Origin of the sequence: Ruminococcus sp. OM04-4AA, from assembly GCF_003462585.1 — a bacterium.
GTDB lineage: Bacteria > Bacillota > Clostridia > Lachnospirales > Lachnospiraceae > Mediterraneibacter > Mediterraneibacter faecis.
This window is the reverse complement of record NZ_QTZH01000054.1, coordinates 1-15,795: the sequence shown is the minus strand read 5'-3', so window position 1 is coordinate 15,795 and position 15,795 is coordinate 1. Positions and strand designations below refer to the sequence as shown.

Sequence of the window (15,795 nt, the reverse complement as noted above, 5' to 3'; positions counted from 1 at the left end):
ATTGGTTTTTAAAAGAATATTTTTTCATATTTAAAATTACAATATCTGGAACTCCTCTTTTTTCTAATAATTTTAATTTTATTTCCTTATCTGTTTGCGATTTTTCTGCTCTATGTACATCTCGTATAGATACTTCTTGATACCATTCCTTGAGTATCCCTTTTTTTCTACACTCTGCCATCTTTAACAGCATGTAAATCCATGGATATAATTCCTCTTCCTGTCCATACTGTGCATCCATTAACTTTAATTCATTAAAATATTCCTGTACTCCAAATTCTATTTTCATCACTAATTCTCCTCGTATAATTGCTATTATTGACTTCCAATTTCTTTTTCTCTTATTATATCAATCTTTCACCCTCTATACATTATTTTTTTCAAATTCTATAATCAATCTAAAACGAATTGCCTATTTATCCGTGCCAAATAATACTATCACCTGCTCCATCTTGCTGCAAAGTTCTTCCTTTCCAAGAAACGCTGTCATGGACTCTTTCCGAACAGCCAACAATTTGTCCCCCATAAAATCCCAAATGTCAAGTTCTGTTTTCTCTTCATCTTCCGGAAGCTCATTATACATTTCCGTTCTTTCATATAACGCCAACACGTCCCAAAGCATCCCATAAATTTTTTTAATTGATGTTCTCGTTTCGTTTGTAATCATGTGTGCCTCCCTATTTTGAATCTTTATCACTGTTTGTATATCTGGATTATAAAAAAATTTAGACAAACTTTGACCAAATCTTCTCATTTTCTGTATTATATAATAAAAAACGCCACATGATATGACGTTTTTTATTTCACTCATCAAACACCCTAGTAAAACTCCTGTTCCTTGTGTGCATTATTTGAAATCTCGGCTGTATTGCATAAATCCTTAATAGGCATAATAATTGGCATGATAATCCACTCCCCCGCTACTCCACAATTACGGTAGCCTTAACACATAAACTCCACTGATTTTCCATATAAAATCTACGTCTACTTCATTAGTTCTCGCAAAAACAATTGATTCAACTCACTCCAATCTGGTGTATGACTATCATCCAGTAATCTCACTGCACTTTTGATACTCGGAATACTTTCATCCAGATATTCATTTATTTCCGTAATTCTTTTAATCAATTTTACTTCGGATGAGTTCATCTTTAATTCCAGCAATTGATTCACTGGATTGATTAATTCTACCGGCAGTTCTTCTTTTACCAACTCCGAAAACAACATAGGTGGAGGCGTACCTCGGTCCAAGATCCATCTGCATGCCAGTACCGGACGTAAGACATAGAAATATTTCTTTGCTCTGACGATCTCACCTTTCAGATATTCCCGATAATTTCCTTCCGCCATACTAATATAATGATACAACGTCTTCTTTGATGAAAAATAATGCATCATCAAATCACGAAACTCGTCGGCAAATTCTGTTTTCTGATAAACAATTGATGAAGAAAACCACTCAAATAATGTTGGATTTGACTTATACAATAATCTTAATGTCTTTTGCAAATCCCATCCGTTGATGTCCAAAACATCATCAATTGGTAGTTCAATCACATCTCTAATTGCATCCAGTCGCAGATAATCCTCTAACCTTCTGATATAAATAAACCGCACATCATAGTCACTATCTGGAGATGCAAATCCCCAAGCGCGGCTTCCCGATTCAACAGCCAAAAGTATTTTTATATTTTCAGCTTCTTCAATTCTCCGAAGCTGCTCCTGTATCTTTTCTTTCATTTGTGTCACCTCTCTTTTTCCAAGGCACCTCACTATCAGAGGCTTTGAAATTATATACTGGTTTCATAATATCAATAATCTCTACAGAATCTCTGATCACATCAATGATATCCGCAAGCGATTTATATGCCATTGGTGCCTCATCTAATGTATCTGCATTCACTGATGTAGAATAAATACCTTGCATGGATGCTTTGTATTCCTCTAAATCAATGGACTGTTTTGCTTTTGTTCTGGACATGATTCTACCAGCTCCATGTGGTGCTGAATTATTCCATTCCACATTTCCTTTGCCAACTGCAAGAACGGAACCATCTCTCATATTAATCGGAATCAATACTTTTTCACCAGAATGTGCGGCAATGGCGCCTTTTCTAAGAATCATCTCATTGACATCTATATAATTATGAATGGTGTGAAAAGCTTCTGTTCGCGTCATTTTGGTTCTTTCAATAATAATTTCCGCCATGCGCTCTCTACTCCTTCTTGCAAAGCGTTGGCAAATTTCAACATCATGCAGATAATCATCCATAAATGACCCGTAAAGCCAGCAGATATCGTTGGGAGCATCCAACTCCTGGATTTCATAATTCTTTTTTAAGTGCTTCAATGCCTCCTGGATTTCTGCCCTTCTCCCCTGCTCTTTGTAAGTACGAATAATCTCATCTCGTTTTTTAAAATACTCTTCTTTTCCCGCATGTAAATCAATCGCCAACTGTTGGTAAATCTCAGCTACCTGTTTTCCTAAATTCCTGCTTCCTGAATGAATGACCAGATAATATGTACCATCCTTTGCCCGATCAACCTCGATAAAGTGGTTTCCCCCTCCCAGTGTTCCAAGTGATCTTTCCAATCTCTTTGCATCTTTCAAAGATCGATAACACTTAAGCTGCGTTAAATCAAAACGCTCCATTCTTCCTTCCCATACATTCATTCCCGAAGGGATATAATGACATGCTTCATCTATTTTTTCAAAATCTATTACCTGATCCTGCAGCTTTACAGTATACATTCCACAGCCTATATCGACTCCTACGATATTAGGGCAAATCTTATCTGTGATTGTCATGGTCGTCCCAATTGTACAACCTTTTCCGGCATGGACATCCGGCATAATCCGCACCTTACTTCCCCTTGTCAGATCATAATCACACATTCTTCTGATCTGCTCGATTGCTTCATCTTCAATCACCTTTGCATAGCAAATCGCTGTTGTAACTCTTCCATTTATTTCAAACATATCATTCACATCCTTTCTCATAATCCAAGTTTATCTCTTCTGATTCTTTTTATCATGGAAAAAAAGTTGCGAACTTTTACAGCCCACAACTTTTTTGATCTGACAATCTGTCCTTTATTAAATTAATAAATGCCACAGGCTTTACAACATGAAGCATTGGTCCAAACGAAAGAACACGAATTAAAATCTCTGTTTCGTCCTCTTTGTCATAGTACAACGTAACCTGATACTTTCGCTCATCTATTTTCTCGACTTGTTTTTCTAAATGTGCGAAGTGCATCAGAACACGTTCCAACGCATTACGCTCATCAATCAGTTCAAATATCACTTTACGTGGTCGCGGCTGATTGCTTTTCCCAACTTTTCCACCTTGTTGATTCTCATACTTTTCACAAGAACTAATTCTGCCAAGATTGATCGTATTTCCCAGTTTGCTTCCTGTTCCAATTAACCGGAATTTATCGTCTTTCTCGGAATATTCCAGATATTCTGGAATCGTTCTAGTTGTTATTTGTTTTCCATGACGATTTGTAATACTGATTTGTATCTGGTACTTATGCTTAATCGCATCCAATATCAACCGAAAGTTCCGAATATATTCTGGATTCTCATACGGATCGCCATCTGAATACTTGTCAAATACATAAATATCTTCTGGAAGAAATAATGGTTCGACATCTGAGAATACGATTGGCCGGTCCGTAAACAAACGTATTCTCGGATCTAATGCGATTGCATTAATCCAGCGTTTCTGCAAAATTGTGAGTGGCATCGTTGGCTTCTTTCTGAGAATAGTTGTTCCATCTTCTTTCAATAATTGCCAATGTGTCATTCCCAAAGACTCCGGAATATTCAATGTGCTTTCTTCAAATGCATAATCCTGAATGATTGCGTTGATTTCTCCATTCGTAAGCGGATGCTCTACCGCTTCTGCCAAGATTTTTGCAACAGTTTGGAAATATGTACTGTAAATTTCATGAAACAGCATACTCATTCCTCCCCTTTCAATCCATACATTTCATACATCGCCTGCAAGTCTTCTTTAAACTGTTTTTCCAAAGCCTTATTGGAAATTGAAATATCTGTAATTCGACAAATAAATGTACGTATCCATGGAATCAATTCGCTTGCATCATAAACATCAGCAGAAAATCGACATGTATGCTCATCCATGTACTCCAACCGACCGATTCGTTTCTCCCTCTCTAATCGCTTTGGTATATGCTGTTCTCCATCATCATATTGAACTGTAAATTCAATATGTTCCATCCGATTTCCAGATCTACTGTCTGTAGCAACTCCCCACGTATGTTGCTGCATTTCACTCAGTTTATCTCTTAATTCATCAAACCGATCTGCAATCTCTCCAATTTTAACAGTGACAATATTATCAAGACGATACGCTGTTATTCGTTTAAAATATGGGGTATAGGCCATCATATACTGTCTCCCACTCTGTACACTGATCATCACTCGAAGCGGAACAACATTCGTTTCCGTAATGCGATCTTTTTTACGATTAATCATCTCAACTGTTATATTTCTTTTTTCATGAATTGCTTTCAGTATCATGTACAAAGCCTCACTGTCCATTGCACTGGTTATGTAATGATGTTTGAATACAAAATGATCAGCAATATTATTTGTTTTATCTTCCAAAAATGATCCTATCACACCACATGGTGCGGTTTCTGAAAAAAAATCCAAAACATCTCTACTTGGCATTTCAAACTCTTCTGTACGACTGTATAGCATCGTCTTTCCACTCTTCCGTCTTACCAACAATCCTTCTTTTACATATTCGTTGAGTTTTTTTCTGATCGTAGAGATGTCAAATACTCTTGCATGCTCAAACCCTGCCAGATATTCGTCCACCTGATATGCGACATCCCCAAGTGACAGTTCTTGTCCATTAGAAAGAATATCCATAACAATAAAATGAAGGGTAATATCTCCATCTGTAAAGCTCTTTGTCTTCCATGCCTTATAAAGTGGATTGTGTCTGGTTGCTCTGCTATCAATTGACAAAAATACATTCTTACCATCAGCGGTCTGATGAAACTTCATATAGTTACCAAGCCAGCTCTCTATCCGACGTTTCTCGTCATCATAAGACCTGGTACTTTTTTTCGTATAATCATCCCGGCTCTTGAAACCGTAGACATAAAAATCCCGCATGTAATCACGTATCTTGTTAAAATTTTTGATTAATTCGCTGTATGCCATGGTTTCGCCTCCTTAACTTTTCCCGGATCGTATTGATTTAAAATACTTTGTTTTTTATGATAAGTCATTTTCATCAAACACTCCGGTAAAACTCCAGTTCTCACCTTGATCTTCAGATGTGAACACAAGGCCTTCCGTCTCGCCACTCTGCGTCATCACATGGATCGTGTAATTCTCTCCATCCTGCTGTGGCATTTCCAGATACTGATAATCATCAAGCGTGAATCCATATTCCTGCATATGCGGCGGATATTCTGTCACAGTATCCATCGGAAGTTCTATCTCCTTCAGTGTCTTTCCACCGTCTTTTGTAACATAAATAGATGAATGTGTCTGCGATGCCCCGCTTAGACCAATGAATCCAAACTGTTCGTCGAAGAATTGTATCCCTTCTCCTGCTCCGCCATTTCCGTCGAATGGATCTTCATTTACTGTTGTCCAGTTATATCCACTATCTGACGTAGTTTCCAGTTTGTAATAACGTGTTCCAAGAGCCGCATCAACAACTGAAAGTTTCCAGCCTTTCTGTTCGTTTAAGAAGAATCGGACAACACCGCTTCCGTCCGTATCGACCGTCCAGGTATTATTCTCTTTTCCCTGTTCTTTTGCCTGCGAATCTTTCTCTGCCTGCTCATTCTGACTAATTGTATCAGGACTGATATATTCTGGTTCCATCATATAACGCACCGGCGTCACAGATTCATCCTGCGGAAGATACAGGGATACTTCATATCCAAGTGCTTCCCCACCGCTATCCAAGGCTGTAAAATCAGTCATGCCGCTGACTTCTCCGTCACCATCCACATCTCCCGGAAGATAAACAAGACCTTCCGAAGAAGCGAAGGAGCGTTTTCCATAATACAGAATCTCATATTCCGGCGGATTATCTGCAAATGCATAAGTCAGATTCCATTGTGTCACCTGCATCTTACAATCTGATTTTTCCAGAATAGTAAACATAGGATCTAATTTCTTGTCATCATCATAATCTGCATTTGCATAACCTGCGATCTGCACAACAATCTTATCACTTTTATCGATATCATAATCAATCAGATAGGTCTTGTCTTTTCCCTTTTCATTCTGTCCATAAAGATATGCTGATACACGGGTTATCGTTCCGTCTTTATCAAAAGACATCTCAAAACTATCTGTGATATATAACTCGTCCGGAAGTTTCAATTTCTTATTGATATCTTTTATCAGCCCTTCTGCGCCATCACGGAAGAAATTGTTATGTTCATACTCTATTTTCTTTGTCTTAAACAGGCTGTCTACCTTCCAGGACAATGCGCCATTATAAGGAATCGCAGTATATACGATATAAGAAATACATCCAACCGTAACTACAAGTAGAATCAAAAGTTCTGTACCAAACACTGTTTTCCTGAGTGCGCCTTTCATTTTAAAAGGGGTTTCCTTTTCTGCTATCAGGCAACCGATCCAGATACAAAGACTGAGTACCAGAAGGATACCTAAAGCCAAAAATGCAAACTTCAGCTGTCTGATGCTTCCGTACTTGCAAAGTACACAGGTCACGAGCAAAAACAAAATGTAATAGAGAATACTAAGCTTGCCAAATATAAATTTCAGTTTTTTCATTCAATCACATCCTAATAATACTTCCAGGTCTACTATTTCTAAGTATTCTACTCAAAAAAATTTTATATCGCTCATTTATTTTTACACTTTTTCTTGATCAAAATGTAAAAATTTCATGATCTTTTCTATATTCTCCTTTGTCCAGGCCGTAATCTCAAGCACTGCATCCGGTATCTCCTGGTCTCCGGAATCCGGATTATGCATCCAGATACATGGCATCTTAGCCGCCTTAGCAGCCTTTCCTCCATTCGTTGAATCTTCGATCACAATACACTCGTCTACCGGTACGCCCAGCTGCTTCGCTGCAAAGAAAAATGTATCCGGCGCCGGCTTTGGATTCTTCACTTCATCTCCACTTGTCACGACATCGAAATATTTCATCAGATCCAGCGTTTCCAGTGTCTCTGTGATTACAGGTTTTGGAGAAGAAGAGGCCACGGCCAGGCGATACCCCGCATCTTTCAGACAGCAAAGCATCTGCTCAACTCCCGGCATCTCCGGAAATCCGTCTCGCGCAATAATTTCATCTTTCTTCTCTTTCATAATCTGATTCATTACTTCAAGACTTTCAAATGTGATTCCATAATCTTCTTTGATCAGATTCATGAAATGGAGTCTTGTAGATCCGATGCATGGCTTATATACCTCATAATCCAAATCAATTCCATATCGTTCTTTAAAAATCTCTACCCAACATTGATAATGAATCGGTTCTGTATTGATCAAAACCCCATCCATATCAAAAATTACTGCTTTTATCATTCTTATATCCCAACTTTCTATAAAAGATCAATGTTAATGTGGTCGCTACGATCCAACCAAATGGCCATGCCATCCAGATTCCGGTGCTTCCAAAGCTTTTTGTCAAAACCAACGCAAATCCGATTCTCAAAATAAGATCCGGAACTGTTGCAACTACAAAATAAACCATCGCTCCGGAACCTCGGATAATTCCATCTGTCATCAGCTTAATTACAATCATAAAATACCACGGCGATACTATTTTCAAAAATGCCATTCCTGCGCTGATAGCCTCTACACTCTCCGCACCTAAGAACAGCCCCATCATCTGACGACTGAAAATGAAATACAGAATAACAAACGGTAATGCCGTAAGCTCTGACAATTTCACTCCGGTACGGAATCCCAATGGAATTCGTTCTTTCTTTCCCGCGCCGATATTCTGTGCCGTATAACTGGATAGACAGGAACCAAGTGTCATAAAGATATTAATGGCAAATGTATTCAGCTTGATCGCTCCCGAATATCCCGCAACAACTGCTGAACCGAATTGATTTACAATTCCCTGCACGAAAAGATTTCCTACACTCAATACGCTCTGCTGAAGAATGCTTGGAATTGCAATCGCCATGATCTGTGCAAATAATTTCTTATCAAACCACGACTGCTTTTCTTTCCCGGCAAATTTCTGCAATCTTCCGAGAAGTGTTACTAATGCAAGCACGGCTGACACACCTTGCGCGATAAATGTTGCCCAGGCAACACCGCTCACACCCCACTGGAATTTTGCTACGAAGATGTAATCAAGAATAATATTTCCAGCTGATGATCCAAGCAGAAAATATAACGGTGTCTTAGAATCCCCGAGTGCTGTAAATACTCCGGTACACACATTATAAAGCATCAGGAAGATAATTCCGAAAATGTAAATTTTCAAATATAAAACTCCATCTGCCATAATATTCTCTGGTGTGCGGATCCATCTCATCATCTGATGATTAAAGAAATACCCGAATAATGTCAGCATGATTCCCAGCACCATAGAACTAAGAAATGCTGTTGTAACCGCACGCTTTACACCGCCCCGGTCTTCCGCTCCGAACAGTCTTGATACGACTACGGAGGCACCCAGATTCATTCCCACAGCAAATGCCATGAAAATAATTGTGATCGGATAAGATGCGCCGACTGCTGCCAACGCATTTTCTCCTGCAAACCTTCCCGCGATCATACTGTCTGCGATATTGTAAATCTGCTGGAACATCACACTGAACAACATTGGCAGAAGGAACCGCCATAATGTCTTGTTCGGATGTTCTTTCGTTAAATCTGTAATCATCTTTTTGCCCCTCTCATTACAAACTCTACAATCCAATAATTCTATAAATTTCTTTCATATCCAGACTAGCACGAACGATATCTGCAAGCTTATCATACTGTTCTTCCTTATAAGACTTCCAGTCTACTGCCTGTACCGTCTCCGGATCATAGCCTTTCTCTTTCAATAAAGCGGAGAGAAACCCACCTGACATTTCCGGTGAATCAAAGATTCCATGCACATAACAGCCATAGACATTTTCCTTCTGCGAACCATCCGGATGTCCTTGTTGTAGTGTATCAGAATCATTTTCTAATGTTATAAGCCCGGATGCGTGCTCATCAAGAATCGTCTCTCCCATATGGATCTCATATCCTTCGAAAGGAAGTCCCTCCATCTCTTTCAGGATTCCTTTCATCTCGCCAAATGTTCCATGTACTCTGGTTCTATGTTTTTCCGGGCGGAACACAGTCTTTGTATCCAAAAGTCCCATTCCCTGTACAGTTCCTCCGTACTCTTCTCCTGTTGGATCTGAGATTTCTATTCCAAGCATCTGATATCCGCCACAGATTCCAAAGACCGGTTTGTTCTGTGCGCTGTGTTTCAAGACTCTTGCTTCCAGTCCATTCTGACGCATCCACAGAAGATCGCTGATCGTATTCTTTGTTCCCGGAAGGATCACCGCATCCGGATTGCCAAACTCAGCCGGAGATGAAACATATCTTACACTTACTTCTTCCAATGCTTCTAATGGCGCTAAGTCAGTAAAATTAGAGATCCTTGGGAATCGGATCACTGCCAGATCAATCAGTCCCGGCTTCTCTTTTTTCTGAAATCGTTCCGTCAGACTGTCTTCCTCATCCAGATCTAAATAAAAATACGGAACTACTCCCGTTACAGGGATATCTGTCTTTTCTTCCAACATTCGAAGCCCCGGTTCCAGAATGGATACATCTCCACGGAATTTATTAATGATCGTTCCTTTGATCCGCGCTTTTTCATCCTCTTCAAGAAGCATTACGGTTCCGGCGATCTGGGCAAATACTCCACCACGATCAATATCTCCGACAAGAAGCACCGGTGCATCTGCAAGCTTTGCCATTCCCATATTTACAATATCATCTTTTTTCAGGTTGATTTCTGCCGGACTTCCGGCACCTCAATTACAATGATATCATACTTTTTTTCTAACTCATGATATGCATCCATAATTGCCGGAATATATTCCTTCTTATGACGGTAATACTCTCTTGCAGCCATCACTCCGATTGGTTTACCATTGATAATCACCTGAGAGCCTGTATCGTTCGTCGGCTTAAGTAAAATTGGATTCATTATTGCTTCCGGTTCAATTCCTGCAGCTTCTGCCTGCATCACCTGGCTCTTCCCATCTCCAGTCCTTCTTTTGTGATAAAAGAATTGAGTGCCATATTTTGGGATTTGAAAGGTGCAACTTTGTATCCATCCTGTTTCAGGACACGGCAAAGACCTGCTGCCAGTGCGCTCTTTCCGACATTTGACATCGTTCCCTGTATCATAATTGATTTCGCCATATTTTTCGCCTCCTTCACTGCTTTGACAGGATTGTTTCAAATGCCCGTAAAAGAACATCATTTTCCTCTTTTGTCCGCACTGCAATCCGATACCAGCCTTTCTTCAACCCTCTATAGTTCTCACAATTTCGAATCAAAATCCCCTGCTCTAACAATCGTTCAAACAATGAGCTTTCACTATATAATAAGAAGAAATTTGCCTTTGTTGGAATAAATCTAATCCCAAACTCACGCATTTTCTTTTCCATGCGCATTTTTTCTTCCACGATTTTGTTTCGTATTTTCTGAACTCTCTGCTCTTCTCTTTCTGTCAGCGCTTCTATCCCTGCTGCCTGCGCCGGAACCGACACACTCCACGGCTGACGGATCTGCTGCATCCGCTCTCTAAGTTCTCCGTCCGATGTCATTGCATATCCCAGTCTCAATCCCGGGATTCCATACATCTTCGTAAATGCCTGTACAAGAAAAAGGCACGCATGATCTGTCACCTTTTTCACCATGGTATACTTCTGCGCTTCTTCCAGGAATTCAATAAAACACTCGTCTAAAACAAGACGTATCTTCTTCTCTTCACATCGAGTAAGGATCTGTTCCATAAGCACCGGTTCGATCACCTGCCCTGACGGATTCGACGGGGAGCATAAAAATACAAGGTCAATGTCCTCTGTCAGTTCTTCCAAAAAGCTTTCTGTCAATGCAAAGTTATTCTCTCTTTTCAACTTATAATAAATGATTTCGCAGTCTACCGTCCGAAGTGCCTGTTCATATTCTGCGAAAGCCGGAATCGGAAGCAATGCTTTCTTTGGTTTTTCTGCAAGAACGACAGAAAAGAACAGCTCCGCTGCTCCATTTCCGAAAAGAAAATATTCTTCCGGCAGACTTTTTTTCTCTGCCAGTCTCTTTCTGAGCCGTCTGCATTGACTGTCCGGATAAAGACTCACTTCATCCATCGATCTTTTTGCCGCTTCAAGAACTTCTTCTGACGGACCGTAAGGATTTACATTAACTGAAAAATCCAGCACATCTCCATATGTATAAATGTCTCCTCCGTGTACATATTCCATGAATCATACTCCTACTTCTCTATGTGTTTCATTTTTAATCTAAAAGTACTGCCTCCAACTCCTCGCGATTCTCTTCCATCCATTTGATCGGCTTTGGATGTTTAACCTCCGGATTCAGAAGCTTTTCCATCCAGACCATATTATACCAGCGGTCAAATTTGTATCCACAATGATAGAATTCTCCTACCATGCGGTATCCAAGATGTGCATGGAACTGTGCGCTGTTCTTTGTCAGATATTCATCTTCAACTTCAGGATATCCAATGCATGCATATAGATTGCAAATGTTCTGGGCATACAGTACTTTCTCCAGTGCCTCATACAGCTTTTTACCAACTCCGGTTTTCTGCCGGTCTTTTCTTATATAAATTGTTGTTTCCACTGCCCAGTCATATGCTGCACGACCTTTGAATGCCCCCGCACAGCTATATCCAAGAATCTCGCCATTCTGTTCTGCGACCAGATACGGGTACTTTTTCATCGTCTGACGCATTCGATCTTTGAATTCTTCCAGTGACGGAACTTCATATTCGAATGTAATCACTGTATCCGTTACATATGGTGTATAGAGCGCCAGAAGTTCTTCTGCATCTTCCATTTTTGCAAATCGAATCAATAAATCCATAACAATAAACCTCCAAAGACAACCATCATCAGTATCGTTGTCATATACATTAACTTCCCGGCACGAAGAATATCTTCCGGTTCAATCTTACGGATCGCATCGCCGATATAATCCTTTTTATAGATTTTCCCGAAATAAACCGCATCCCCGGCTAACTGTACATCAAGCGCTCCGGCGCAGACTGCCTCTGACTGGGCGGAATTCGGACTTGCATGTTTTCTCTTATCACGCAGATAAATCTTCCACGCATTCTTTCCATCCATCCCTGTCAAAAATGCTGCAACAACCATAAACCACGCAGTCAACCTGGCTGGAATGTAATTAAACACATCATCCATCTTTGCTGGAATCCTTCCGAAATACAGATATTTTTCATTTTTGTATCCAAGCATAGAATCCATCGTATTCACTGCCTTGTATAAGAATCCAAGCGGTGCGCCGCCAATCAAAAGAAATAATAACGGAGCCGTCACGCCGTCAGAAGTATTCTCTGCCACAGTCTCTACCGCTGCTTTCGTCACACCTTCTGCTGTAAGGTTTTCTGTATCTCTTCCGACAATCATGGATACTGCCTTTCTTGCACCCGGCAAGTCATCTTCTTTTAATTTCTGATAAACCTTCCTACTTTCTCCTACAAGACACCGCGCCGCAAATATCTGGTAACACCAGAAGGTTTCCAAAAGAAACCGTACTGCCGGATGAACCTTTCCTGCAGCAAATAAGAATACCGCCGGTACAAGAAAGGATAACGAAACTGTCAGAATCCATAAAATTCCTCCTGCCAGAACTTCTCTTTTATTTTTCTTCTTTTGTTCTGATGCAGGAATCCGACTGCACAACAACTTCCGCAATCCTTTTTCCAACACACTGATCAGGTTTCCGATCACGCGTATCGGATGGTACATCCAGACCGGATCTCCGAAAATGCAGTCTAACAAAAATCCTATGATGCATGCCAGAATCGTCATCCTTCCATTCATTCTGTCACTCCTCCCAGTTTTTGAATTTTACGAAATCTATGAATACCTGACTTCCACTCATCTTCATTCACAAGCATTCTATATCCTCCGCCATTTTCCACCTGCCAGTGATAAAAATCTTTTTGGTCTTCTGCCAATTGTTCCAGCACCGCCATAATCGTTCCTCCATGAACGACAAAAGCTGCGCTTTCTACATTTTCTTTGCATAATCTATCCACCTGACAGAGCATGCCTCTCACGCAACGTGAACGGAATTCCTTCTGCTCCTCCCCTTCCGGAAATGCAATCGTTCCACCGGAATCCAGCCATGCCTGATATTCTTCTCTGTCTTTCAGATCTTCATATGTCTTACCTTCAAAAATACCAAAATCACATTCCTTTAACAATACTTCCTGCGTGATCTGGTTCTTCGGATAAATCAACTCTGCCGTTTGAATACATCTCTTCATTGGGCTGACAATCACTTGCTGTACCTGTGGATAGCTATCTATTTTATATTTCTGTTTAAAGTTCAGTACTTCCTGTTCTGACAAATCTTCCTCTGTACTTCCGATATATTGTCTCTTTTCATTGCCCGGTGTCTTCAAATGCCGGATCAAAATAAGCTCCATAAATCACTCCAAAAAAATCTATTTTATTTCATTTTCATTTCTATAATAAAGCATCTATCATAAAACATTTATATGCAATAACATTTCTAGAATAATGCAAGCACTGCCAGCATAAACAGTTCACATAACTGCAGGAAGTATCCGGCAAGATCACCCGTAATACCTCCAAACTGTTTTCTGCTAAACTGATAATAATAAAAGAAAACAGCAAGTCCGACAACTGCTGCTGCCACTCCGCATAAACCTGCTGTCAGATAGAATCCAACTCCGGCTGCCAATAGCCATATGATCAATACAATTCTTACATTTCTCTTCTGTGCACCGTCTTGAAATGTCCGAAGCAGTCCACTGTTCTTCGCTGCCTGAAACGTCACAACAGAAATTCCACTCAGCGAACGCGAGAACACAAACACGAGTGCTGTTGCAAACAGGCGTTCTATTCTCATTTCACTAAAAATCCCCACACACAGAAGGAAATAACAGCAAAGACTGATGATTGCAAATGCTCCCGTATGTGGGTCTTTCAGAATCTCCAGCTTCTTCTCCCGGTCTCCATAAGAACTTTTTGCATCCATTGTATCTGCGAATCCATCCAGATGAATTCCTCCTGTTATAAAAACCGGAATCAGAGTCAGCACAACTGCATAAAAGAAAGTTCCTTCTCCCTTCCATACTGTGATCAGATTCCCGGCAACTATTTCCAATACTCCAATTATAACTCCGACCAATGGGAAAAAACACATCGCATATCTCATATTTTTTTCATTCCAGTCTACTCGCGGCATCGGAATCTTAGAATACATAGCGATTGCAATGATCATTGCGTTCAATAACCACATTTTTCTTACTCCTCATCTTCACTTAAGTTCTTCATACTGCTCTACTTTAATCTCTTCAAAGGTACTCATCTTCCGATAAACATTCACACCCATCTCAAGAAGTGGAATTGCTGCAACTGCACCACTGCCTTCTCCAAGAGACATCTTCGCATCAATCAGATATGGAAGTTTCAGCTCTTCTAAGACCATTCGCCCCGCCGGTTCTCCCGAGCAATGTGATGCCAGGATATAATCTGCCGTCTCCGGTACCATTCGTACTGCACATAATGCTGCTGCAGAAGAGATAAATCCATCGATCAGAACCGGAATATGATAGATCGCACCTCCGAGAAATGCACCTGTCATTCCGGCAATATCAAGCCCTCCGACTTTGGATAAGACATCTAAAACATCTTCCTTGTCCGGCTGATGCTTTTCAATTGCTCTCTCAATTGCACGAATCTTTCTATTCAGCCCTTCTGAACTAAGACCTGCGCCTCTCCCTGTCACATTTTCTACACTTTCATCAAGCAGAACGGACACAACAGCACTGCTGGTCGTTGTATTTCCAATCCCCATCTCACCGGTTGCGATCAGATCATACCCTTGTTCTGCCAGCTCCTTGACCTTTCGTATGCCAATAAGAACGGCTTGCGCAGCCTGTTCTCTTGACATTGCAGGTTCCATCGCCATATTCTTTGTTCCATACATCACTTTGTCTTTCGGATCTGTCACCGACGGAACATCTGTCACCATTCCAATATCGATTGGAAATAAATCCGCTCCGGCGGTCTCTGCCATAATACATACGCTCGTCGCACATTTTGTAAAATTATCCGCAACGATTGCTGTCACTTCCTGTCCGGTCTGGGTCACTCCCTCTGAAACAACTCCATTATCCGCACAAAAGATCAGCAATCCTTTCTTTCTAATCTCAAAATCTACTTTTCTTCGGATTCCAGCCATCCGGATCACAGCATCTTCCAGTTTTCCTAAGCTGAACAGTGGTTTTGCAACTGTTTTCCATCGTCTTTTTGCCTGTTCTTCATAGGATTTCTCCACCAGTTTTATCGTTTTGAATTTTTCAATCAATAATCTTTCATTTTCTTTCATCGACATCTTTTCATTTTTTGTCGATTTTCTTTTATTATCTACCATTGTTATGTCTGCTTTTCTTATTATTTTCTTCTGATCTATAGTTTGTCTTTCTAACTTCACAAGCCAGTTTTTTCGCATTTTCTGGCATTATTCTCCTATTTTATCATAATTTTTTCATT

Annotated in this window: 15 protein-coding genes and 1 pseudogene; all 16 read right to left on the bottom strand. The window is 40.3% G+C overall.

Annotated elements, in window-relative coordinates:
* The coding region (locus DXB52_RS12705; RefSeq protein ID WP_147343373.1) for a hypothetical protein at positions 1–289 on the bottom strand (289 nt) is incomplete at its 3' end.
* 123 nt (positions 290–412) lie between these two features.
* Positions 413–667 (bottom strand): hypothetical protein, encoded by a 255-nt coding sequence (locus DXB52_RS12700; protein WP_118107612.1) that lies wholly within the window; start codon positions 665–667, stop codon positions 413–415.
* Positions 668–984: 317 nt separating this feature from the next.
* The gene (locus DXB52_RS12690; RefSeq protein WP_118107608.1) at positions 985–1,740 is read right to left on the bottom strand and encodes a nucleotidyltransferase domain-containing protein; all 756 of its coding nucleotides are present in this window, start codon (positions 1,738–1,740) and stop codon (positions 985–987) included.
* A complete protein-coding gene (locus DXB52_RS12685; protein WP_118107618.1) occupies positions 1,703–2,980 on the bottom strand; it encodes an RtcB family protein in 1,278 nt (425 codons plus the stop codon). The genes DXB52_RS12690 and DXB52_RS12685 overlap by 38 nt, the downstream gene beginning before the upstream one ends.
* Positions 2,981–3,056: 76 nt before the next feature.
* Positions 3,057–3,968 carry a WYL domain-containing protein gene (locus DXB52_RS12680; protein ID WP_270370785.1) on the bottom strand — a complete coding sequence of 304 codons (912 nt, stop codon included), beginning with the start codon at positions 3,966–3,968 and terminating at the stop codon, positions 3,057–3,059.
* Between the two features lie 2 nt (positions 3,969–3,970).
* Positions 3,971–5,206 carry a WYL domain-containing protein gene (locus DXB52_RS12675; protein ID WP_118107604.1) on the bottom strand — a complete coding sequence of 412 codons (1,236 nt, stop codon included), beginning with the start codon at positions 5,204–5,206 and terminating at the stop codon, positions 3,971–3,973.
* A gap of 54 nt (positions 5,207–5,260) precedes the next feature.
* Positions 5,261–6,808 carry a WD40/YVTN/BNR-like repeat-containing protein gene (locus DXB52_RS12670; protein WP_270370787.1) on the bottom strand — a complete coding sequence of 516 codons (1,548 nt, stop codon included), beginning with the start codon at positions 6,806–6,808 and terminating at the stop codon, positions 5,261–5,263.
* An 81-nt stretch (positions 6,809–6,889) separates the two neighbouring features.
* Positions 6,890–7,570, bottom strand: a complete 681-nt coding sequence (locus DXB52_RS12665; RefSeq protein WP_118107602.1) for an HAD family hydrolase — start codon at positions 7,568–7,570, stop codon at positions 6,890–6,892.
* Positions 7,548–8,888: an MATE family efflux transporter gene (locus DXB52_RS12660; protein ID WP_118107600.1), complete on the bottom strand. Its 1,341-nt coding sequence runs from the start codon at positions 8,886–8,888 to the stop codon at positions 7,548–7,550. The genes DXB52_RS12665 and DXB52_RS12660 overlap by 23 nt, the downstream gene beginning before the upstream one ends.
* Positions 8,889–8,913: 25 nt before the next feature.
* Positions 8,914–10,420: pseudogene (locus DXB52_RS12655) on the bottom strand (cobyric acid synthase).
* A gap of 14 nt (positions 10,421–10,434) precedes the next feature.
* The gene (locus DXB52_RS12650) at positions 10,435–11,484 is read right to left on the bottom strand and encodes a pyridoxal phosphate-dependent aminotransferase (protein WP_118107599.1); all 1,050 of its coding nucleotides are present in this window, start codon (positions 11,482–11,484) and stop codon (positions 10,435–10,437) included.
* Positions 11,485–11,518: 34 nt separating this feature from the next.
* On the bottom strand, positions 11,519–12,109 hold the full coding sequence (locus DXB52_RS12645; protein ID WP_118107597.1) for a GNAT family N-acetyltransferase: 591 nt from the start codon (positions 12,107–12,109) through the stop codon (positions 11,519–11,521).
* The gene (cbiB, locus tag DXB52_RS12640) at positions 12,097–13,089 is read right to left on the bottom strand and encodes an adenosylcobinamide-phosphate synthase CbiB (RefSeq protein ID WP_118107595.1); all 993 of its coding nucleotides are present in this window, start codon (positions 13,087–13,089) and stop codon (positions 12,097–12,099) included. Before cbiB ends, DXB52_RS12645 begins: the two co-directional genes overlap by 13 nt.
* A complete protein-coding gene (locus DXB52_RS12635; protein ID WP_118107593.1) occupies positions 13,086–13,700 on the bottom strand; it encodes a histidine phosphatase family protein in 615 nt (204 codons plus the stop codon). Before DXB52_RS12635 ends, cbiB begins: the two co-directional genes overlap by 4 nt.
* A gap of 86 nt (positions 13,701–13,786) precedes the next feature.
* Positions 13,787–14,539: an adenosylcobinamide-GDP ribazoletransferase gene (gene cobS, locus DXB52_RS12630; RefSeq protein ID WP_118107591.1), complete on the bottom strand. Its 753-nt coding sequence runs from the start codon at positions 14,537–14,539 to the stop codon at positions 13,787–13,789.
* Positions 14,540–14,557: 18 nt separating this feature from the next.
* Positions 14,558–15,631 carry a nicotinate-nucleotide--dimethylbenzimidazole phosphoribosyltransferase gene (gene cobT / locus DXB52_RS12625; protein WP_472520143.1) on the bottom strand — a complete coding sequence of 358 codons (1,074 nt, stop codon included), beginning with the start codon at positions 15,629–15,631 and terminating at the stop codon, positions 14,558–14,560.
* Between the last annotated feature and the right edge of the window lie 164 nt (positions 15,632–15,795).

Bases quoted from the DNA above. Each gene is read 5' to 3' on its own strand.
- DXB52_RS12700 (WP_118107612.1), bottom strand. From the start codon at position 667: ATGATTACAAACGAAACGAGAACATCAATTAAAAAAATTTATGGGATG.
- DXB52_RS12690 (WP_118107608.1), bottom strand. From the start codon at position 1,740: ATGAAAGAAAAGATACAGGAGCAGCTTCGGAGAATTGAAGAAGCTGAA.
- DXB52_RS12685 (WP_118107618.1), bottom strand. From the start codon at position 2,980: ATGTTTGAAATAAATGGAAGAGTTACAACAGCGATTTGCTATGCAAAG.
- DXB52_RS12680 (WP_270370785.1), bottom strand. From the start codon at position 3,968: ATGCTGTTTCATGAAATTTACAGTACATATTTCCAAACTGTTGCAAAA.
- DXB52_RS12675 (WP_118107604.1), bottom strand. From the start codon at position 5,206: ATGGCATACAGCGAATTAATCAAAAATTTTAACAAGATACGTGATTAC.
- DXB52_RS12670 (WP_270370787.1), bottom strand. From the start codon at position 6,808: ATGAAAAAACTGAAATTTATATTTGGCAAGCTTAGTATTCTCTATTAC.
- DXB52_RS12665 (WP_118107602.1), bottom strand. From the start codon at position 7,570: ATGATAAAAGCAGTAATTTTTGATATGGATGGGGTTTTGATCAATACA.
- DXB52_RS12660 (WP_118107600.1), bottom strand. From the start codon at position 8,888: ATGATTACAGATTTAACGAAAGAACATCCGAACAAGACATTATGGCGG.
- DXB52_RS12650 (WP_118107599.1), bottom strand. From the start codon at position 11,484: ATGGAATATGTACACGGAGGAGACATTTATACATATGGAGATGTGCTG.
- DXB52_RS12645 (WP_118107597.1), bottom strand. From the start codon at position 12,109: ATGGATTTATTGATTCGATTTGCAAAAATGGAAGATGCAGAAGAACTT.
- cbiB (WP_118107595.1), bottom strand. From the start codon at position 13,089: ATGAATGGAAGGATGACGATTCTGGCATGCATCATAGGATTTTTGTTA.
- DXB52_RS12635 (WP_118107593.1), bottom strand. From the start codon at position 13,700: ATGGAGCTTATTTTGATCCGGCATTTGAAGACACCGGGCAATGAAAAG.
- cobS (WP_118107591.1), bottom strand. From the start codon at position 14,539: ATGTGGTTATTGAACGCAATGATCATTGCAATCGCTATGTATTCTAAG.
- cobT (WP_472520143.1), bottom strand. From the start codon at position 15,631: ATGAAAGAAAATGAAAGATTATTGATTGAAAAATTCAAAACGATAAAA.